This window comes from Methanonatronarchaeum sp. AMET-Sl (assembly GCF_029854155.1).
In the GTDB taxonomy this organism is placed as follows: Archaea; Halobacteriota; Methanonatronarchaeia; order Methanonatronarchaeales; family Methanonatronarchaeaceae; genus Methanonatronarchaeum.
Window position 1 is genome coordinate 122,438 of the sequence record NZ_CP122958.1, and the last position, 19,897, is coordinate 142,334.

Sequence of the window (19,897 nt, forward strand, 5' to 3'; positions counted from 1 at the left end):
ACTAACCCCTTTTTTTTCACTAACTCGTTTATAGTGTTTTTATGCCGTTATTTTGGGTGGCTGGTTTTTGTTTTCCTGTATCTTGATTTTTTTGTTACCGATGAATTGGTTAACAAGCCAGGCATTTGTTTTTGTATGCGTTGTTAGCTTGGTTGTTGTGTAACTACCGCCTGATAAACCAACTATAGGTAATATCTGGTCACCAGAATATTTGTCAACAGCTCCAATTTCTTTAATTTGTTTTATTAGTTTTTCACCGGCTTCTTTACCAACTTTTTCAGCGGGTTTTCCGGGCTCTCCTAGAGCGCTGGAGCCATAACGACATCCTTCTGTGCTCCATAACACAATTCCAGAGCCCTTCCCCATTACATCAGTTGTTTGTTCAACCTTTATCTCAATCGGGATGTCAAGTTTTTTTAATTGTTTTTCGGCTGAATTGGCCTGTCTCTCAGCTATATGGCGTGGAAGATTTCCACAATGCGATATCCCCATTATTTTCTGAGGCCTTTCACAATCTATATCAAAAGGATTCAAATCGGAATTGGAGGCAGTAAACCGTACTTCACCACCACCTTTTGGGTAATACCCTCTTTTTATTAAATCCAAATCGAATTCAAGTCCATATTTACTTAATATTGGTTTAGTAACATTTATTAGGTAATCTATAGGTGGAGACCACTTTACATCTGTTCCACCAACCGCATATACCCTTATTTCATTTGAAACATGCAGGGTAGGTAATAAACACTGCAATAACAAAGTTATACTCCCAGCAGTCCCAATATCGATCTCTATATCTCCCCCTGGTTTTTCAGTTGGTTTAAAAAATAATTCGGTTGAACGGAGTCTATCTCCATTTACCTCAGCATTGGTTAACCGTTTCATCAACTTTACACAACTTAAATGTTGATACGACAACCCTGGATTAGACCTACCAGCCCGGATATTCATTAATTTAATAGGTTCCCCAAAGACACTTGATAAAGCCAGAGATGTTCTAACAACCTGTCCACCACCCTCACCATAACTACCATCGATTTCCAACAAAAAACCACCTAAAAAAATTTATATATTCTTTCTTCCATACGAGTCTTCTTCTCTAACTATATCTTTTAATCTCTGCACCCCATCGACTTCATTTATTACCTCTAAAGTTCCCTCCGGGACTAAATGACTCCAACTTTCACCCTCAACCATCCGACGCCTAATCTCAGTTCCAGAGTACTCCTCACGCTTAAACAACGGTGGATGCCTCACCTCATAACCCTCTTCCTTACACAACCTAACCACCAAGGGATTGTTACTATAAACTACATCAAAAGGAGGTGTCATCGACTCAAGATGTGCAGTCCAGATAGAGTTCCGTTGAATATCCTCAATAGGAATTATATACGACAGGCCCCTAAAACCATTCAACTCAAGCGTCCTACGAATCATAGCAACCCTCTCACCCGCCGTAAACGGATTATCAAGTTCATGACTAATCTGAGCACTACCAATACCAACCACAATCTCATCAACCACATCAATAATCTCCTTAATAACATTGAGATGGCCTTTATGAAAAGGCTGGTACCTACCGATAGTGAGAGCTCTCATACCCCAATATTATATCGCAAAACACCATATAACTGACGGAAACAACAAAAAACCCCTTCAACTCAGTTTGAATAAAAATGGTAACAAAACTAATCAAATGGAGAGCGAGTAGGTCAAAGCCTCTTTTTCGAAATTATTTTGTCCCCAAAATCCCTCTAAACCATTTATCATGGTGTTATCTAAAGCAGGGTAGAAGACCTATTTTATAGGGGTCAATTTTATAGGTTTATTTTTTCATTGACTTCTATAAATGCTGGTGGTACTTCATCTGCAACCCATACTCCTTCTGCTGCCTTTCTTATGTCTACACCATTTACCTGTGCTTCTCTACTTCTAACTATTATAAGTATTGGGTTGTCTGTTGATGAACTGGCGACCTGTAAAGCCGATTCTTTCTCCTCACTAAGATGGACTTTAACTTTGTCTGCTGGTTTTAAACCTATTTCAAGAACTCTTCCAGCTTCTTCTTCACTACTACCGTAATAGAGTTCTTCTGGCGGTTCAGTAATTGGTAGGTCTGGCTCCACATCTACTGTATGGCCGTATGTTGCACGGATCTCCCCGTCCTCAAGTTCATACCTACCTTTCTCATCTGTTTGGACAAGAACCTCGATATGTTCTTTATCAAGCCAGCTATACCTACCTCTCCTACTAATAGCCTTATATAAACCGTCAAGAGAAGCCCAGCCATTACCATCCAACTCAACCCCAATATCTTTAGGGAAATGCCTCAGAGAACCAGAAACTATCTTACCCAAAGCAGTAGCCCTCTCTTCCGACATAAACAACTCTCCCTCTTCCCCACAATCACAGAGATCGCCACGAAAGTAACCATGGACGGGACATTTCTTTATTTGCATCCTTTAAAAAGAAGACCCACTCCTCTAAAAAATTTTCTATCAATAACCCTACAAATCACTACCAAAGAAATATAGATAACTTCAATTAAAAACCTATATATCGACTCAAAATCGATAAAACTATATGTATAAACCCTTAAATTAAGTTTAGTTAAGAGAGATATTTTTGATTGAATCAGAGTTGTTTAGTCTAGTTATACTGCCATTGTTGATTTTTATCGCCAGGGTAATCGATGTAAGTATGGCAACGATACGAACAATATTTGTTGTAAGAGGGATCAAGTTTTTAGCTGCCTTTATAGGTTTTTTCGAAATCCTTATCTGGTTATTAGCTATCGGCCAGATAATGGCTAACCTAACCGACCCAGTAAACTACATAGCGTATGCCGGAGGTTTCGCAACCGGAAGTTATGTTGGAATCATATTAGAAGACAGATTAGCAATAGGCGACCTTCTAATACGAGTCATGACCACGGATAAAGCAGACGAAATGTCAAATGAACTGCACAAAAAAGGATACAAAGTAATAAAAACACCGGCAACCACAAACGGAGATAAAATCGAGTTGATACACATACGGATACAGAGAAAAGAATTAATGAAAATAATCAAAACAATAAAAAACCACGACCCAAATGCAGTATACACAGTACATGACATACGAGAAGCAAGTGACGAAACATCACTCCAAATCGAACAAAAACGATACCACAGACGTATATTCGACTACATAAGACGGGGAAAGTGAAATCCTAAACAACCAAAAATATTGATGCACCCCAACAGGTATATTGAATCTGTCATTGAGTCTATTTTTTTAGAAAAACCAATAAATTGATTATTAAATCACACAATAAACCATTAGACAGGACAAATTGAATTATAAATAATTAAGAGCTATTTGAATGAAAACAGTTAAAGACCATTGGGTTATTAAACGTTTTTAGGGATTGAAATAAATATCTAACCTACTTCAATTTATAAATGCGAAAACGGGGTTTTCAGTATATGGCGGATGATTCTAAAAAAGAAAAAACATTTCAACAAAAACTTGCCGACGGAGATTATACACGTAAAATCTCTATAGTAACAGTTCTTTTCGCTATAGTGGTCGGTACTTGGATGCGGATCAGTATGGGGACCTTGGATCGGTTGCAGAAATTCGATCCATTTCAACACTATTTATTATCGGAATATTGGTATGAAAACTGGGCTTACGCAACCCATGACTTAATGATGTATCCAGGGCCAGATGGAGCGCTTAGAGGTGTTGGATATCCTCCATTAACACATGCAGTACCGGCAATAATAACCGAGATAACAAGTTTCTTTACCTCGATAACTGTTTTGGATGTTGTGATACTTGGCCCCGTGATATTCACCGCTTTAATACCCTTGGTTTATTGGGGTCTGGGGACTGAGCTTTATAACGAGAAGGTTGGTATTGTTGCTGCCCTACTTACCCTGGTGTTTCCACACTTTATTGAGGTTGGTCGTGCAGGAGCTTACGACACAAACCCCCATATAGCTTTGTTCTATCCATTGATCCTGTTATTATTGGTTAAATCATTCCGGCAGAACACAATTCGTGGAAGAGTGCAGTGGGGGCTTGGTGCAGGCGTAACTATGGGGTTATTCGGGTTGTTTTGGGCTGGTTTTAACTCAATATTCGCTTACACCGCTTTCGCAATAGCAATATATGTCTTAATCGGGTCATGGCTGGATAAGGTAAAACCGGAAGACAGTTATTCATTACTCGGGATATTGGTGGCATACCCAATAATCTCTTATTTCCACACCCTATCATTCCCAGGTGAAGAAACACTATTGGTTGCACCACTTGTTGTATTGCCTTATATAGCTGCTAAACTACCAGATTGGTCAGAAAAACTAAATTATGTATCTAACGGCATTAAATTCAGAAACTATGTAGCAACCAGCATAGTAGGTATAGTATTTGCTGGAGCCTTATTGGTCTGGTATGGAATACTGCCGATAAGTGTCAGTGGTTTCGGGTTGATCAGTGGTGAAGGGGTTTGGGGTACTGTCGCCGAACTTCAACCTACTTTCGGAACAGGGTTTGAAGCCGGATTAACACCTCTATACAACCATTTCGGACATTGGGGAACATTCCTACTGCCTCTAGTATTTATCGGTCCAATTCTCTATACTGGTTATAAGATTTATAGTGATTTCCGGACGGAGCGGGTGTTCGAGTTTACATTCCTGTTGTTAACATTTATAATGATTTTCTGGGCTCACAGATTCCTACCACTCTACCTATACTTCGTTCCACCTGTTGCCGCTGCAATGATTGTTGGTTTTGTCGAGTTTATTGGTTTGAAAGATATCAAGAGAGAGATGTCTCGAAGTTGGGGTGAGATAAAGAATTGGGATATCCTCAAGGTCTCAGCAATCGTTGTTTTTGTAGTCATGATTTCATTTATGTCTTTACCTCTTGCAGATGGAGGTGTGCAACAATATCCATCTACGATATACCATGAGAATAATGGTGCTTGGATATCTACTTTTGACCACATGGATGAGTCGGAAGACTTCACTCCGGATGAACATGTAATGACTTGGTGGGACTATGGATTCCCATTAAAGGCTCTGGGTGATGTAGGTGCTTTCACCGATAACACTCAATGGAACGTGGATGATGCAGCCGCATTCTATATGTCTAAAGATATTGAAGAGGCGCATGAGATGTTGGTGGAGTGGTCTGAAGACCGGGATGAAGAAGTGGATTACATAGTTGGAAACAAAGGACTTGGAATACTTGTTCCAGGAACGATGTACGGCGGTAAAACAAGCGCCGTTGCAACAGTAGCCGATGTAAACCCTAGTGATTACGTTGATGATTGGCCAGAAGGACAAGACGATATATCACAGCAAGTGCCATGGTCAGTGGTCTGGCAAGAAGGTATGGCTGAACCAAATGTTCCAGAACCACTCCAGAACACCGTGTACTACGACCTAGCTTTCCCAGAGGGAGTGACTCCAGGCGATGACGAACCAGAAGTTGGAGACGTATTATACGATAAATTCGAAGTGGTTTACAAAAGCCCAGAAGTTATTGGCGGGCCTTTCGATGGTAACGCGATAATAGTATACGAGGTAATATACGACTAAAGCCACAGAGAGACGTTTCCAACAGGGGTTCTCCACAACCACCCCTCTTATTTAATAATTATAGATTCGTCATCGATTTTTCTTTTTTTTGTTTTTTTGTTTGGTTATTTCATAAAGATTAAAATTGTTTGATGTTGATATCTTTATTAATGTCTTTTGGTTTAAGGGGGTTTTTTATTGGATATAGGTGATGTTGGTGTTGTTGGGGGTGGTCTTTCAGGTTTGTTGACTGCTAGGTATATTGATAGGTTGTGTCCTGATATTGAGGTCAGGGTTTTTGAGCGACGTAGTAGGGATAGGTATCGTGTGGATTGTGGTGGGGGTTTTATCGATCTGCGGGGCGAGTTGGGTCGAGTGGTTGATGAAGTTAGGCCTTTTGTGAGTTGTATGGTTGATCGGTCTTTATGGCGTTTTAGTAATGGCTCAAATCTAACAGAGGTTTGTTTTAAACATGATGATTTTTTTTGGATTATCGATAGGCTTGGTTGGCAAAAAAAGATATTAAACGATATTGAAGGTAGTGTTGACGTGGTTTTTGATATGGAGGTTGAACCGGGTTCTCTAGATTTTGATTTGGTTGTTGATGCAAGTGGGGCTAAATACCAGGTTGCAACTGCTGTATATGGGGTTTATAAAGGAGATTTTTCTAGTTTTTCTGGTAAGGCTGTTTTTGATTATAAAAAAGGTTTAAATGGTTATTATTGGTTATTTCCATTAGAGAGTGGTTATGCTAACATAGGTTATGGAGATTTTGGTGGAGAGATCCGAGAGCAGATGTTGGATAGGTATATTGAGAGTTTACCGGTTGATGTAGAGTCTAAGGAGAGCGGTGGTGGAGGTTATTTTGACTACACCTACTTCCTCAAGGATGTCAGGGGTAAAAGAAATAAGTTGGTTCAAAAAAGAGATGGCGGTTGGTTGGCTAGGGTTGGAGACGCAGCAGGAATTATGGATCCACTTACAGGTGAAGGTATCGGTGGTGCAGTATCCAGTTCTTATCACCTAGCCAAATCCATCAAAAAAGGCAATCTAGAGAAATATCCAAACAGGATAAAACGACATAACAACCATTCAATACGCTTAAAGATGGCCCGACATAGAACTGAAAACTACCATAAGTTTGTTAAAAAAATCAGTACATTGGATGGGGTTAATGCCAGCGATTGTTATAAAGTACCGAAATTCTTGTTGAAACACCCAATACGCTCAATAAAATTCCTGTTTGCCTGAAAAACCCAAAAAAATAACTCAATACACCTAACCTTGTTTTTATCAAAAATAATAAGCCTATAGGTTAAACTACTGGTAGAGTTTAATTGAATAGTTAATTGGTAATTTAACTGGTAATTTAATGGGGATTGGTTAATTCGATGAAACTGGCAAAATCTTCTATCGCTGTTTTTTTAATTAAGATTTCAGTTGCGGTTATCGGTTTTCTAGGTACTTTGTATGCGGCAAGGGTTGTTGGTGCTGATGGTCTTGGTGTGTTTTATTTGTTTACTGCCGTTGTTTCAGGATTATCTTTATTCCTTTCATTTGGTATTGGGAGCGCTACTACTAAGCGGGTTAGTGAGGGAAGGGAACAGGGGGAGTTTTTAGGTGCGGCATTCTTAATGAATTTAACGCTTTATGGGTTTACAGCTTTATTTATATTGATATTTAAGGATGAAATAATTAGTTTTATCGGTTATGAACCAGCTTACTACTTTATTTTCATTGTATTGTTGTTTAAGGTTTTTAAGAAACCTATCAGTTATGCTTTAAAGGGTGAGAGGCGGGTTGCGACTGGTAAATCTCTGTCTTTGGTAAGTGATTCTGTTAGGGTTGGTTTATGGGTGGTTTTATTATCGGTTGGAGCCGGTGTTTTAGGCCTGATCGTTGGTTATGTGGCTGGATATTTAATCGCATTGATTGTTGGTTTGTTTCTTATATCGATTAGGCTTAAATTACCTTCTAAAAGACATTTTAAGAGTATATTTGATTTCAGTAAATACAGTTGGCTTGGCTCTGTAGAGAGTAAGGCGTTTAGTTGGACCGATACAATTGTTCTTGGTTTGTTTGTAACCCCTGCATATATAGGTATTTATGAGGTTGCTTGGAGTATCTCGGGTCTTTTCTATTTCGTTGCGAGTGCGGTTGGAGCGGTACTGTTTCCCAATGTAAGTTATCTAGCTTCAAAAGGGAAAACCAATGAAATTAGAGATATTATTGAAGAAGCTTTGATATATGTACCTATAATAGCTTTTCCTGGACTTATAGGGGCTGCTATAATTGGGGAGGGGGTTTTAAGGCTTTATGGTGAAGAGTTCACAATCGGTTACATCGTTCTAGCAATATTGATATTTGCTAGGATAGGAAATACATTCAAATCTGTTATGGCCAAAATAATTAATGGGATGGATCGGCCTGATCTTTCGTTTAGGGTTTATGGTGTATTTCTTGTTTTGAATCTTTCTTTAAACTTCATTTTGGTTTACATGGTTGGTTGGGTTGGTGCTGCGGTTGCAACCGCTTTTTCGATATCAATTGCTGCTTTATTGGCGTATTGGTATCTAGATAACTTAATAGGTCTATCTTTACCTCTGGGTGAGCTTGGTAAGGAGGTGGGTGCTGCTTTAGCGATGGGTCTTTTCTTGTATCCCGTTAGTCAGGCTTTAACACCTCTCTCGATGTTTGAAACAATCGCTCTCGTTGTTTTAGGGACGTTGGTTTACTTCGGTGTATTGTTATCAATTAGTAAAAAGATACGAGATAAGTTATTTGGCTTATCTAAAACTATCTACAGTGAATACATTAAGGTTTGATGTTGTAGTCTTTGTGTGGTTAAAAACTGTGGTTAAAAACTGTGGTTAAAAACTGTGGTTAAAAACTAAATTGTGTGAGGAAGATTACCATATAGATTTATGGTTTTTTGGTGTTTTTATGAAAGAACGTATGACAAGTGTTGATGTTGCTGCTATTCAAAGTGAGCTTGGTAGGTTTGTTGATGCTCGGGTAGAGAAGTCTTATCAACTTACAGAGGATGAGGTTTTGATTAAGCTTTATCATCATGAGCATGGTAAGGCTAATCTATTGATCGTTGCAGGTGAACGTATCCATTTTACTGAGTATCCAAGACCTTCTCCTGAACGGCCTCCTAACTTCCCTATGGTTTTGCGTAAGCATACCAAGGGTGGAGTGATTGTTGATGTTCGTCAATATGATTTTGATCGGATTGTTGAGATAGATATTGAGAGGGGTGGGGAAAAGATGACTTTGGTTGCAGAGTTGTTTGGTGAAGGTAATGTTATTTTAACCAGTGGTGGAGAGATTGTTGCTCCTTTGAAGCGGAAGAGTTTTAGAGACCGTAAGGTTAAGCATGGGGATCGTTATGAATATCCTCCTAGTAATGAAAATCCACTTGAATTGGATTTAAATGGCTTTCGAGAGATATTTAGTGGTTCTAATTCCGATGTGGTGCGGACGTTGGCTACTCAACTTAATATTGGTGGTACCTATGCTGAAGAAATCTGTTTGAGGTCGGGTGTTGAAAAGAACAAGGATGTTGATGAAATAGAGCCAGATGAATTAAGGGTTTTATATAACGCGTTGTCAGAGATTGCAGAATCGATTCGGAGTGGTGATATCAAGCCTCAGATAGTTAAGGATGGGGAGAAGGTTGATGTTGTTCCCTTAAAACTTGAGATCTATGAAGAGATGGATACTGAGGATTATAGTTCATTTAACCGTGCTTTGGATGAGTTCTTCAGTAAGGATGAAATCAGGGAGTTGGAAGAGGAGAAGAAAAGTAAGTATCGAGAGAAGCTTGAGGGATTGGAGGGTCGTAAACGAGGTCAGTTAGGTACGGCTGAAAAATACATGCAGGAATATCACACTGGAATCGAGAAGGGGGATTTGATTTATGCCTACTTTACTCAACTAAAAGAGATATTAAATACAATTAGAGAAGCTAGAGAGTCATATACATGGAGTGAGATTAAAGAGAGGTTTAATAAAGCTAAAGAAAAAGGTATAGAGCCCGCAAATATCGTTAAGGAGATTAATGAGAACAAGGGTGAGATAGTTGTCGAACTAGATGATAAAGATGTTTCTATCGATATAAGGAAATCGATAGAGAAGAACGCTCAACATACATATCAAAAAGCTAAGAAAATGAAGAGGAAGAGTAAAGGAGCTCGAAAGGCAGCTAAAAAAACCCAGGAATTGATTGATGAATTAAAAGAAAAAGACATCGATGAATTTAAATCACGTGAAATCCCACAGAGAAAGGTTCGGAAAAAACAGGTTTGGTACGACAAATACAGGTGGTTCAAGAGTTCAGATGGCCATATCGTTATCGGTGGGAGAAATGCAACCCAGAACGAAGAGATAGTGAAAAAACATATGGACAGCACCGACCTTTTCTTCCACACACAGATGGAGGGGGCTTCAGCAGTTGTAGTCAAGTCAGAGGGAGATGAAATACCCCAAAAAACTAAGGAGGAAGCAGCAGTTTTCGCAGCTTCAAACTCCAGTGCATGGAAGAAATATTACTCCACAGATGTATACTGCGTCTCACCAAACCAAGTTACAAAAACGCCTGAAAGCGGTGAATATGTCGGTAAAGGAAGCTTTGTAATCAGAGGAGAACGTGAATATTTCCGAAACACACCACTTAAACACTCGGTTGGACTAGAAATAACCGACCAAACAAGAGTGATTGGCGGCCCTCCCTCAAGCGTTGAAAAAAACGGTGAATATAAAGTTGATTTAAAGCCCGGTGACACAGATAGGATGAAAGCCGCTAAAAAAATATATGAAATTTTTCTAGATAAAGCCCAGCCTGAAGACCGTGACTTAATAAAGAAGATAGCTAAACCTGATGAAATTGATCGATTCATACCACCAGGAGATGTGGAGATAGAAAATGCAAGTTCGTCATAAAAACCTTGAAGAAGGAGTTTTAGCAATAGTTCCAGAAAACGTAGATGATTTCTGGACCATCCGTAACATCGTTCAAGAAGGCGATTATGTACGTTCACTCACCTACCGGAGTCCAGAAGACGCTGAAGACAAATTAAGGCCTGAAGCAAGGAAGAAACAAGCTGTTAAACTAACAATTGAAGTCAGCGACATCGATTACCAAGATTTTTCAAACAGACTCCGCATTGGTGGAACTATACGGGAGGGAAAACAGGAATACATCGGCCGTTACCACACAATAAACGTAGAAGAAAATAAACAACTCACAATCAGGAAAAAAGAATGGAAAAAAGACCAGTTAGACCGAATTCAAACTGCCGTCAAAGAATCAAAAAAACCAAAGGTATTAGTAGTGGCTGTAGAAGAAGGGGAAGCCACACTTGGAGAAATAAGGCGACATGGTGTCGGAGAAACAACCTCAATAAAATCAGGGTCTGGAAAAAACCTAGACGGTTCAAAAAACAAAAGAACAGAGTTTTTTGGAGAAATAAATAAAATAATTAAAAGAACTATCGAAACAAAAGACATAGAATATCTGGTTCTCGCAGGACCAGGATTCACAAAAGACGATTTATACGACTACCTAATCGATAAAACACCAGAAATCAAAGACAAAATAGTGAAAGAAGACACCTCAAGCGGTGGAGAAGGAGGAATCCATGAAGCGATAAAACGAGGAGCAGTCCAGAGAATATGGAAAGAATCCAGAATAACAAAAGAAGCAAACCTAATCGACCAACTACTAACAGAAATAGCCAGAGATGGAAAAGCAACATACGGAAAAAAAGAAATAGAGAGAGCAATAAAACTCGGAGCAGTAAAAAAACTAATAATAACCGAAAACACCCTCAGAGAACAAAGAGAAAAAGGAAAAGAAATCGAAAAACTACTAGAACAAACAAAACAACAAGGAGGCGAAAACACAGTAATAAGCAGTAAATTCGAGCCCGGAGAAAAACTAGAAGGACTAGGAGGAATCGCAGCCCTACTAAGATTCAAAATCTAAAAAAACCCAAAAACAAAATAAAAAGGCATTAACTAAAATACCTCAAGAAAAAACCAAGCCAGACCTTTTTTTGATTATGGTTATGTGGTTGACTTGATATCCTCCTCTCCCTAAAGAGGAGAGGACTATACTGCTCTCTCAAACCCTCACAAAAGTTAAAAAAGTTATATATAATCTTTAAATGGTTTTAAATCCTCTATATCTTCTTTGTCTTTACCTACATCTTTGATTATAGTTGTTTTTGTATAGAGCTTTGTGTTACATCTTGTTGAGAGGGCAAGGCAATCGCTTGGACGTGCATCAATATTAATATCCTCTCCCTCACTCTGGGATAATGTTAGTTGTGCGAAGAAAACGCCTCCCTCCAATTCATCAATAACCGCTTTCTCTGCGTTTGCACCAATCTTTTCCATTAAATTCATCATCAAATCATGGCTATAGGGTCTTTTTAACTTCTCTCCTCTATGTCCTTTATCAATAGATATAGCTTCAGATAGACCTACATAGATATTTATGTATTTATCTTCTTTTGTTTTCAAAACAACTACTGGAGCGATGCCTTTATTTGTTTCAGTTATACAGACATCATATATCTCTATTGGAACCAATTTATTATCTGACATCAATATATACCTCAAAGTTGGGGGAGATTAGAATGGGTTTGGGTCTGGTATCCCACGTTCTTCTTCAGGATTTGTGTATTCCCTGCAGTCTAGACAGTAGTTCACCTGTACCTTTCCTCTTAATGAACAATATACAATTGAGAAACTTCCTCCCTCAACATACTTTATAAAGTATTTACAGTCGGATGTCTCTAGATCTTCTTGATGGCTGAATAAACCACCATTTATGTCATCGCCTGGAAACCTTTTGTCGTCATCTGGCATACCAATTCTAGATAACTTGTTACACAATAAAACATTTTGCTTAATCTGTTTCTGGTGGTATGTTTCCATCTCCACCAACGTCCATGGTATTTAAATCGTTTTTAAACCAAACCGATCTCTGTGGGAATGGAATTGTTATATCTTCTTCCCTGAATCTCTTATCTATCATGTAGTTCATCTGGCTCCTAACGGTTCTCCGTTCAAACGGCCCTCTAACCCAACACTTAACTACGAACTCTAGTGATGACCCACCGAACTCACGGAATCGAACCATTGGTTCAGGGGTGTCTAAAACACCTTCAATCTCTTCAGCCACTTCATAAAGAATCTCAGTTACCTTCTCAACATCAGAGCCATATGCAACACCTACCTCCACATTCATCCTGACCTTCTCTTCAACATAAGAGTAGTTCGTAAAGGACTTGGAGAACAACTCCTGGTTAGGAACGATAATAAAGATGTTCTCTCTTGTTCGAATCGTTGTAGCCCTCATACCTGTATCATATACCTCGCCCAAGGTACCATCGAATTCAATAACATCACCAATCCGGACCGTTCCCTCCCCCATAAGCAATATCCCTGAAATCATGCCGGAGGTTATCGATTGTAAACCAAAACCAAGTACAATACCAATAATACCAGCAGCTGCCAACAACCCTGTAAGAGGAATCCCAACAATGTTAAAAGCGAGATATACACCAAATATAATTAACGTGTAGTAAGTTAACTTTAAAATAGGATGGATTTCTTTTTGACCAAATCCACGGCGCTTTAAAACAGCGCTCAATATATTTCTAATCCATCTAGCTATGAAAACAGCTACCATTAATGCAATCAAGAAAATAAGGATGTCTCTAAGGCTGATAGAGGTCCCGGCAATCGTGAACAATTCATAGGTCCATAAATCTAATAAACCGATGTCAAAAGCCATCCTTCACCAAAACTACATTCATTTTTTACTTAAATACATTTATGATTTACCGACGCTTGAAATCATGGGCTTTCTAATTCAGCGGAGACAGTTAACGGAACAATTGTTCAATCAACAGTATCTATATCATAGAAATTAATCCAGACACACTACATCATATTTGTCCTAACCCTTTTTTAAACAATATGCATCATACCGCATTTAAATAACGGTCGGCCTTAAAAATCGTTTCTTTCGGTAGATGTGTTTTATAGATAGGTATATATTCTTTGACGAAAGCTATGGATATTCTGCCTCAAACATATGTAGTTATCGATTGTTCAAATGTGAACTGCCCCTGAATCACGTTCCAATGCACCCTCCCTCGCAATCTGTAGAAAGAAAAAGCTACCCATAACTATTATATCTTTAATGGAAAGTTATTTGCTATAGACGAAAAAAGGTTTTTGGAGGTAAAATTAATGGATGGTAGAATTTTTGAAGCGAAACGTGGACATTACATAAAACGGGAAAAAGTTGAAGATAAGATCAACAGTTTTTTTGGTGACTATCGGAAAGAAGATGGTGTTTACTTAATTGATGATTTTATGGCTTTTAAGTTGATGGAGATAGAGGTATTGGAGAACAAAAACAAGAAGAATAGGTTGAGGGTTAACACTGAGTCTGATATGGATAAGGCAGATCAAGCTCTTGAATCGAAAAGAAAGTTAGATAATTTTTTAGAGGAGGTTACTGGATATACACCGAAGGAGAGGATGAAGAAGGCGAAAAAGAAGGCGAAAGAATCTTGAATCATTTTTTAAAAGTATCAAGGGCGGTTTGAGATGGCTTTGTTATTTTTTTACCAGAAGTTAAAGCCATACAGAGGTCTCCATCTGAAACTATCTGTCCCTTAACTGTATTTATCTCACCACTGAACCGTCCTTTCCTCACCAACTTCCTACCTATTTTATCCGGATAACTAACGACATTCTGTAGGTCAACAACCTCTCCCTCCATCCCGATCAACTTTAGGTAGTGATTTAGTTTACAGGGTTTTTTAACAAGTTTCTCCTCTTTCCTTATAGTCTGACTCAAGTCTCTATGTTTTATGGATAGGTTTTTTTCGATATCTAGAGCTTGTTTTGAGGAAAGGCCGTCTTTGATTTTTACAGCGTAATCAACTCCCTGCTCCACCCAACGCCTTGTTAATTTTCTAGATCTAGTTACGCCTACCTTAACTTGGTTGCCGGCTTGAGCTAGATAGACGGTGAATTCGGCGTCTATTTTTGCTGGTGTCCGGCCTTCGATATAACCAGAATAGATGTCTCTTTCTCTACATTCATAGCATTGGGAGCCTTTTGATATTTCTCTATGTTCTGGGCAAGGCGTCATTTTTCGTTTAGAGTTATAATATCCTGTGCATACACGTTTATCAATGACCTCGAATTCAACGTGCATTCCGTTAACCAACTCAACCTCTTTATAGTTGGTGTTAGTTAGTTTGAGAAATGGTTTCCATTCGTCTTTGTATTTCCAACTAACCTTTACAATACCGCCTATTAGGTCCAGAGCTAACACCTAATAGGTCTTTTTGTTTGATTGAGAAATAGTTATTATTGTTGTTTAGATATTTTTTCTCCAATTTTGTTTCCGATTAATGCTCCTATGAATACTATTCCGGCGAATGTTACTATTGTTGGGCCTGCTGGTATGTCTAGGCTGTATGAGATGTAGAGGCCTAGGTAGGTGAATATTAGTGAGAATCCTATTGAGTATATCATTATGTGTTTCATGTTGTATGTTAGGAGGTTTGCTATTGTGGGGGGTATTGATAGCATTGCTATTACTAGGATTATTCCTACGAATTTGAGTAGGAGTACGATTGATATTGAGACTAGTAGTAGGAGTAGATAGTAGATGTGTTTTGTATTTATTCCTATGACTTCTGAGAATTCTTCGTCGAAGCTTACGGCTTGGAAACGTCTATAGTAGATTGTTACGATTATTATTGTTGCTATTGTTAGTATTGTGAGTAGTGTTATGTCTATTGATCTTATCATTAGTATGTTACCGAATAGGAAGCTTTCTGCGGAAGGTAGGTAGCCTGGTGTTAGGTAGTAGAATAATGCTCCTAGAGCCATTCCTACTGCCCAGATTATTCCTATTGAGGTGTCTTCTCTTTGAACGGATTCTTTTCCGATGTATCCTATTGAGATGGCGGAGCCTACTGCGAAGATTAGTGCTCCAATTAATGGGTCCCATCCTAAGAAAAAAGCCATTCCTACTCCTCCGAAGGTGGCGTGGGCGATTCCACCGCTTATGAAAACGATTCTTTTAACTACAACAAGGGTTCCTACTATTCCGAATATTATTGATGCTAGGAAACCGACTATCACTGCGTTACGGATGAATGTGTATTGGAAGAGTTCGATTAATTCAAGCATATCGGTTTTCACCCATCTTTCTGAGTTTTTTCTGGATGGTTTGGGTGTTCGTTGCTTAATATGTTTACGGGGGCGCCATAGGCTTCTTCGAATACTTTTAGTGGTATTTCATCTTCTCCATGGTAGATCAATCTCTGGTTTATACATGCGATGCTATCCATATCTAGGTGGAAGACTGTTGTGTCATGTGTGGATAGTAATATGGTTATGCCGGTTTTGTTTAGTTTTTTTAGAAGGCTGTAGATGTTTTGTTTTATTTTTTGGTCTATACTTGCGGTTGGTTCATCAAGTACTAATATTTCTGGTTCTGTGGCCAGTGCTCTGGCTATTAATACACGTTGATGTTGGCCGCCGGATAGGTCTGATATTTTTCTATCCATGTGGTCCTGCATATCGACTTTTTCAAGGCTTTTTCTGATTATTTCCCTGTCTTTCTGATTTAGTATGTCTAATAAACCGGTTTTACCGTACCTACCCATTTGAACAACTTCTTTAACGTTGATTGGGAATTCAGGGTCGAAGTCGGAGTATTGTGGTACATACCCGATTTCTCCTTTCGCTTTATCTGGAGATTTTCCTAATACTTCTATAGTTCCTTTATCGGGCTTTAGTAGTCCTAAAATTATTTTGATTAGGGTTGTTTTGCCACCGCCGTTAGGCCCGATCAACGCTGTATAGGAACCGTCCTTGATCTCTAGGTTAATGTTTTCTAGTGCTCTAGTTTCTCCGAAGCTAATTGAAACGTTCTCTAATTTGATTGCTTTCATTTTAATCGGTTTTTATTCAAGTGTTTCTTTAAGCTGGTTGTATATGTTGTTGATGTTGTCTTTGAGGTCTTTGTCAAGTGGGTTAAGGGTTTTCACTTCTCCATCAATTTCTTCTGCAATGGAGGTTGCTGCATCTTGGCTGAATTGTGGGGATACGAATATGGTGTTTATTCCTTCATCTTTTGCTTGATCAATTATGTTTTTGAGTTGTTGGGTTCCGGGGTCTTCTCCTTTTTCTTCGATAGCTATTTGACTTAAGTTGTATCGGTCGGCGAAGTATCCAAGGCTTGGATGGTATATCATGAATTTTCTGTCATCAAGTTCTGCTAGCCCTGTCTCTATCTCTTGATCTATTTCTTGTAATTCAGAGATGTATTGGTCTGCGTTTTCTTTATAAATATCAGAGTTTTCTGGGTTGACCTCAATCATGGCTTCAAGTATGTTGTTGGTCATTTGAATTGTGTTGTTGGGTGAAAGCCAGATATGGGGGTCCATATATCCGTTTTGTTCATCTTGGTCAACTTCTTCAACTAAAACTGTAAGGTTATCGATTCCTTGTCCATCTAACTCGATTATGTTTTCACCTGGCTCTAGCTCGATTGTCTGGTACTCAGCTATGTAATTGCATTCTTCAACTTCGTTGATATGGGTTGGTTCATTGCCTATGAAATCTATTTTGTCTTTTTTATCAGTAAAGAAGGCATATTTTTGAGTTTGATCTGTTTCAAAGGCTATGTATCCAGTTTGATCAGATAAATCGATTTCGTATGGTTGGTGTGTATCTGAAATAATGGTTGGGTTTTCTAACTGTCCGATGTCTATATCTATTCTTTCATCATGCTCCATGTGTAGACATGCATGCTCTATATCATGTGTGGACAAGCCATTGCTATCATCGTTGTGGTGGTCATGGTCGTGGTCGTGTGGACATTCATGGTCTTCCATGTCGATTAACTGGATGTCTTGGCTTCCATCTACGATTTTCATGTCTTTGTTGTATTCGATTATTGTATCCATGTGTCTTTCTTCGAATTCTAGGCCTGAACCTACTTTGAAGTATATGTCGGCTTCGCTTACTTCTTGTAGTCTTTGTGTGGTTGGGTCGTAGGTGTGTGGGTCTTCTCCTTCTGGCACCATTGTTGTGGTTTGTATTTTGTCTCCACCGATTTTTTGGACTATTTCTTCTTGTGGTGGGATTGAAACGGCTATGTTTATTTCTTTGTCTTGTTGAAGGATTTGGTCACTGGTTAGTGCTAGGGTTCCTCCTACTAGGATCATTATGAAGATGAGTATTGTGATTAGGGTTGTTTTTTTCTGTATTTTCATTTTTATTCCTTACTTGGTTAGGGTTTTTTGTTTTGTCCAGTGGCATTCGGGGATGTGTTTTGTTGTGACTTTTTTTTCTGTATGGAATTTGCATTTGTATTTTATGTTGTGGTCTGTTTTTTCTTCGATTTTTTTGATTAGGTTTTTGCTGAAGAATGGTGCTATTCTGTATGATTCTTGGCAGGATTCTTTTGGTGTTAGGTTTAGGTGGGTTCGGAGGAAGTTTTCGACTATGTGGTGTTTTTTTATTTCGTTTTTTATTGTTTTTAGGCCTTTTTCTGTTATTAGGAAGCCTTCTCCTGGTATGTATTCTCCATATCCATGTTTTGATAGGTGTTTCATTTTTTTGTATGCGCCTGCTCGGCTTATTTGTCTTTCTTCTGCGACTTTTGCGGGGCCTACTGGTTTTTTGTGGCCGTTTTGTTTTATTATGGTTCTTAGGTATTGGATGTCTCTTTCTGTTTTAGAATAATTCACGTTAACCATGCCTTAACAACCTGTTAACACCTAGTTAACAAAATCATTCTATTTAAAACTAACCCAAAAAACAACAAAAAACCAGGACAACCAAAAAAACGAATAGATTCATAATGAATTTAAATTATATTTTAGTAATCTGGAGAGTATAAAAATTGAACATAGACGATAAATTTGTATCCAAAGCAATAATAGACGAATTCAGCAAAGACTTCCTCAACTCACTATCAGTAGACGTAGTTATAGGAGGAGCCGGTCCAGCAGGAATGGTAGCAGCAAAATACCTAGCAGAAAACAACATCGACACAGTAGTATTCGAAAGAAAACTAAGCGTAGGAGGAGGAATGTGGGGCGGAGGAATGATGTTCCCACGAATCGTAGTAAAAGAAAAAAGCCTACCCATACTAGACGACTTCAACATCAACTACAAAGAATACAAAAACGGATACTACGTAGCCAACTCAATAGAAAGCGTAGGAAAAGCAGCATCAGAAGCAATAGACGCAGGAGCAGAAATATACAACCTAATGACAGTAGAAGACCTACTATACCGAAACAACAAAATCGAAGGAGTAGTAATAAACTGGAGCTCAGTAGACCTAGCCGGCCTACACGTAGACCCTCTAACAGTAGAATCAAAAATCACAATAGACGCAACAGGACACGACTGCGACCTAATAAAAGTAGCAGAACAAAAAACCGATCAAGAACTACAAACAGAAACCGGAAAAATAATCGGAGAAAAATCAATGTGGGCCGAACAAGGAGAAAAAGACGTCGTCGAACTAACAGGAGAAGTCCTACCAGGCCTCTACGTAACCGGAATGGCCGTAAACGCAGTTCACGGAAAACCAAGAATGGGCCCAATATTCGAAGGCATGTTACTATCAGGAAAAAAAGTAGCCGAACAATGCATAAAAAAACTAAAATAACACACAACTAAACATCCAAAAAAAGGCATCGCAGCGAAAAAGATAAAAAAATAACTTGGGTAATGGACCGACCGGGATTCGAACCCGGGGCCTCGTCCATGCCAAGGACGCGATCTACCGCTGATCTATCGGCCCACAATCTAACTTAATTTTGTGTTCGATGGTTAAAAATATATGCCAACAAAAACCAAAACAAACCAAAAAAACAAACCAAAAAAACAAACCAATTATTAAAATTGAGGTTGGTTAGGGATTTATCAATAATTTTTCGCCAATCTTTATTTCTTTATAGTTTTTTTCCGGGATTTCAATGATTTTTCTAGCTTTTCCTTTTGCCCTACCTCTCCAAGCCTTCAATCTCTTTATTTTCCGTACGTAATTATCTTCATCGAGGAATAAAGCTACTAAATTGAAGGGAACAAACAACATATGTAGGTCTATCTCTTTTTCTTCCTCAAATATGAAGACCATTGCGTAGTCATCCGGTGGGTTCGGTTTAAACATAAGGCCTTTCATTCTAGATAAATAGGTATCGGCTATCTCCACTTTATTGACAATTATTTCCCCGTTAGTGGTTTTAATCATCCTA

The 19,897-nt window shown here is 38.6% G+C and carries 20 protein-coding genes and 1 tRNA gene; 8 read left to right on the forward strand and 13 right to left on the reverse strand.

The genetic code is table 11. From position 1 onward, the window contains the following. Positions 1 to 39 precede the first annotated feature (39 nt). From rtcA to QEN48_RS00605, 3 genes are all read right to left on the reverse strand, one after another. Positions 40 to 1,044 (reverse strand): RNA 3'-terminal phosphate cyclase, encoded by a 1,005-nt coding sequence (gene rtcA, locus QEN48_RS00595; protein WP_280108481.1) that lies wholly within the window; start codon positions 1,042 to 1,044, stop codon positions 40 to 42. Between the two features lie 21 nt (positions 1,045 to 1,065). Further along, complete coding sequence (locus QEN48_RS00600; protein ID WP_280108482.1) at positions 1,066 to 1,599, reverse strand: nicotinamide-nucleotide adenylyltransferase; 534 nt, start codon at positions 1,597 to 1,599, stop codon at positions 1,066 to 1,068. A gap of 218 nt (positions 1,600 to 1,817) precedes the next feature. Next, positions 1,818 to 2,381, reverse strand: coding sequence for an RNA 2'-phosphotransferase (locus QEN48_RS00605; RefSeq protein WP_280108483.1), 564 nt, complete (start codon positions 2,379 to 2,381; stop codon positions 1,818 to 1,820). A 244-nt stretch (positions 2,382 to 2,625) separates the two neighbouring features. On the opposite strand from QEN48_RS00605, the gene QEN48_RS00610 reads away from it, so the two are divergent. From QEN48_RS00610 to QEN48_RS00635, 6 genes are all read left to right on the forward strand, one after another. Next, positions 2,626 to 3,207 (forward strand): DUF2179 domain-containing protein, encoded by a 582-nt coding sequence (locus tag QEN48_RS00610; protein ID WP_280108484.1) that lies wholly within the window; start codon positions 2,626 to 2,628, stop codon positions 3,205 to 3,207. A 260-nt stretch (positions 3,208 to 3,467) separates the two neighbouring features. Then, on the forward strand, positions 3,468 to 5,594 hold the full coding sequence (locus QEN48_RS00615; protein WP_280108485.1) for an STT3 domain-containing protein: 2,127 nt from the start codon (positions 3,468 to 3,470) through the stop codon (positions 5,592 to 5,594). A 177-nt stretch (positions 5,595 to 5,771) separates the two neighbouring features. Beyond that, complete coding sequence (locus tag QEN48_RS00620) at positions 5,772 to 6,824, forward strand: NAD(P)-binding protein (RefSeq protein ID WP_280108486.1); 1,053 nt, start codon at positions 5,772 to 5,774, stop codon at positions 6,822 to 6,824. A gap of 140 nt (positions 6,825 to 6,964) precedes the next feature. After that, on the forward strand, positions 6,965 to 8,398 hold the full coding sequence (locus tag QEN48_RS00625) for a flippase (RefSeq protein WP_280108487.1): 1,434 nt from the start codon (positions 6,965 to 6,967) through the stop codon (positions 8,396 to 8,398). Positions 8,399 to 8,516: 118 nt separating this feature from the next. Then, positions 8,517 to 10,517: a ribosome rescue protein RqcH gene (gene rqcH, locus QEN48_RS00630; RefSeq protein WP_280108488.1), complete on the forward strand. Its 2,001-nt coding sequence runs from the start codon at positions 8,517 to 8,519 to the stop codon at positions 10,515 to 10,517. Beyond that, entirely contained in the window at positions 10,501 to 11,562 is a 1,062-nt protein-coding gene (locus QEN48_RS00635) for an mRNA surveillance protein pelota (RefSeq protein ID WP_280108489.1), read from the forward strand. The genes rqcH and QEN48_RS00635 overlap by 17 nt, the downstream gene beginning before the upstream one ends. 164 nt (positions 11,563 to 11,726) lie before the next feature. Here the strand turns inward: QEN48_RS00635 and QEN48_RS00640 are convergent, their stop codons facing one another. From QEN48_RS00640 to QEN48_RS00650, 3 genes are read right to left on the reverse strand one after another with little or no spacing between them, the layout of a single operon-like run. Beyond that, positions 11,727 to 12,185 (reverse strand): bifunctional nuclease family protein, encoded by a 459-nt coding sequence (locus QEN48_RS00640; RefSeq protein WP_280108490.1) that lies wholly within the window; start codon positions 12,183 to 12,185, stop codon positions 11,727 to 11,729. A gap of 27 nt (positions 12,186 to 12,212) precedes the next feature. Further along, entirely contained in the window at positions 12,213 to 12,449 is a 237-nt protein-coding gene (locus QEN48_RS00645; RefSeq protein WP_280108491.1) for a hypothetical protein, read from the reverse strand. Positions 12,450 to 12,489: 40 nt separating this feature from the next. Beyond that, positions 12,490 to 13,380 carry a mechanosensitive ion channel domain-containing protein gene (locus QEN48_RS00650; RefSeq protein ID WP_280108492.1) on the reverse strand — a complete coding sequence of 297 codons (891 nt, stop codon included), beginning with the start codon at positions 13,378 to 13,380 and terminating at the stop codon, positions 12,490 to 12,492. A 461-nt stretch (positions 13,381 to 13,841) separates the two neighbouring features. On the opposite strand from QEN48_RS00650, the gene QEN48_RS00655 reads away from it, so the two are divergent. Further along, on the forward strand, positions 13,842 to 14,171 hold the full coding sequence (locus QEN48_RS00655; RefSeq protein ID WP_280108493.1) for a DUF5611 family protein: 330 nt from the start codon (positions 13,842 to 13,844) through the stop codon (positions 14,169 to 14,171). A 1-nt stretch (position 14,172) separates the two neighbouring features. Here the strand turns inward: QEN48_RS00655 and QEN48_RS00660 are convergent, their stop codons facing one another. The 5 genes from QEN48_RS00660 to QEN48_RS00680 are packed head-to-tail and all read right to left on the reverse strand — an operon-like array spanning position 14,173 to position 18,385. Beyond that, a complete protein-coding gene (locus QEN48_RS00660; RefSeq protein ID WP_280108494.1) occupies positions 14,173 to 14,940 on the reverse strand; it encodes a DUF2797 domain-containing protein in 768 nt (255 codons plus the stop codon). A gap of 35 nt (positions 14,941 to 14,975) precedes the next feature. Beyond that, entirely contained in the window at positions 14,976 to 15,806 is an 831-nt protein-coding gene (locus tag QEN48_RS00665) for a metal ABC transporter permease (RefSeq protein WP_280108495.1), read from the reverse strand. Positions 15,807 to 15,814: 8 nt separating this feature from the next. Then, entirely contained in the window at positions 15,815 to 16,573 is a 759-nt protein-coding gene (locus QEN48_RS00670) for a metal ABC transporter ATP-binding protein (RefSeq protein WP_280108496.1), read from the reverse strand. Between the two features lie 12 nt (positions 16,574 to 16,585). Then, on the reverse strand, positions 16,586 to 17,899 hold the full coding sequence (locus tag QEN48_RS00675) for a zinc ABC transporter substrate-binding protein (protein WP_280108497.1): 1,314 nt from the start codon (positions 17,897 to 17,899) through the stop codon (positions 16,586 to 16,588). A gap of 9 nt (positions 17,900 to 17,908) precedes the next feature. Continuing rightward, a complete protein-coding gene (locus QEN48_RS00680; RefSeq protein WP_280108498.1) occupies positions 17,909 to 18,385 on the reverse strand; it encodes an iron dependent repressor, metal binding and dimerization domain protein in 477 nt (158 codons plus the stop codon). A gap of 146 nt (positions 18,386 to 18,531) precedes the next feature. Between QEN48_RS00680 and QEN48_RS00685 the strand changes: the two genes are divergently transcribed. After that, positions 18,532 to 19,308 (forward strand): sulfide-dependent adenosine diphosphate thiazole synthase, encoded by a 777-nt coding sequence (locus tag QEN48_RS00685; protein WP_280108499.1) that lies wholly within the window; start codon positions 18,532 to 18,534, stop codon positions 19,306 to 19,308. A 63-nt stretch (positions 19,309 to 19,371) separates the two neighbouring features. On the opposite strand, the gene QEN48_RS00690 is transcribed toward QEN48_RS00685, so the two are convergent. Next, positions 19,372 to 19,443, reverse strand: a tRNA-Ala gene (locus tag QEN48_RS00690). A gap of 111 nt (positions 19,444 to 19,554) precedes the next feature. Next, complete coding sequence (locus tag QEN48_RS00695; protein ID WP_280108500.1) at positions 19,555 to 19,893, reverse strand: DUF192 domain-containing protein; 339 nt, start codon at positions 19,891 to 19,893, stop codon at positions 19,555 to 19,557. Positions 19,894 to 19,897: the final 4 nt, after the last annotated feature.

What these genes read in the sequence shown, in the direction of transcription:
- QEN48_RS00640 (WP_280108490.1), bottom strand. Translation starts at nt 12,185, where the DNA reads ATGTCAGATAATAAATTGGTTCCAATAGAGATATATGATGTCTGTATA.
- QEN48_RS00680 (WP_280108498.1), bottom strand. Translation starts at nt 18,385, where the DNA reads ATGGTTAACGTGAATTATTCTAAAACAGAAAGAGACATCCAATACCTA.
- rqcH (WP_280108488.1), top strand. Translation starts at nt 8,517, where the DNA reads ATGAAAGAACGTATGACAAGTGTTGATGTTGCTGCTATTCAAAGTGAG.
- QEN48_RS00600 (WP_280108482.1), bottom strand. Translation starts at nt 1,599, where the DNA reads ATGAGAGCTCTCACTATCGGTAGGTACCAGCCTTTTCATAAAGGCCAT.
- QEN48_RS00625 (WP_280108487.1), top strand. Translation starts at nt 6,965, where the DNA reads ATGAAACTGGCAAAATCTTCTATCGCTGTTTTTTTAATTAAGATTTCA.
- QEN48_RS00675 (WP_280108497.1), bottom strand. Translation starts at nt 17,899, where the DNA reads ATGAAAATACAGAAAAAAACAACCCTAATCACAATACTCATCTTCATA.
- QEN48_RS00665 (WP_280108495.1), bottom strand. Translation starts at nt 15,806, where the DNA reads ATGCTTGAATTAATCGAACTCTTCCAATACACATTCATCCGTAACGCA.
- QEN48_RS00605 (WP_280108483.1), bottom strand. Translation starts at nt 2,381, where the DNA reads ATGTCGGAAGAGAGGGCTACTGCTTTGGGTAAGATAGTTTCTGGTTCT.
- QEN48_RS00670 (WP_280108496.1), bottom strand. Translation starts at nt 16,573, where the DNA reads ATGAAAGCAATCAAATTAGAGAACGTTTCAATTAGCTTCGGAGAAACT.
- QEN48_RS00655 (WP_280108493.1), top strand. Translation starts at nt 13,842, where the DNA reads ATGGATGGTAGAATTTTTGAAGCGAAACGTGGACATTACATAAAACGG.
- QEN48_RS00650 (WP_280108492.1), bottom strand. Translation starts at nt 13,380, where the DNA reads ATGGCTTTTGACATCGGTTTATTAGATTTATGGACCTATGAATTGTTC.
- QEN48_RS00635 (WP_280108489.1), top strand. Translation starts at nt 10,501, where the DNA reads ATGCAAGTTCGTCATAAAAACCTTGAAGAAGGAGTTTTAGCAATAGTT.
- QEN48_RS00695 (WP_280108500.1), bottom strand. Translation starts at nt 19,893, where the DNA reads ATGATTAAAACCACTAACGGGGAAATAATTGTCAATAAAGTGGAGATA.
- QEN48_RS00645 (WP_280108491.1), bottom strand. Translation starts at nt 12,449, where the DNA reads ATGCCAGATGACGACAAAAGGTTTCCAGGCGATGACATAAATGGTGGT.
- QEN48_RS00615 (WP_280108485.1), top strand. Translation starts at nt 3,468, where the DNA reads ATGGCGGATGATTCTAAAAAAGAAAAAACATTTCAACAAAAACTTGCC.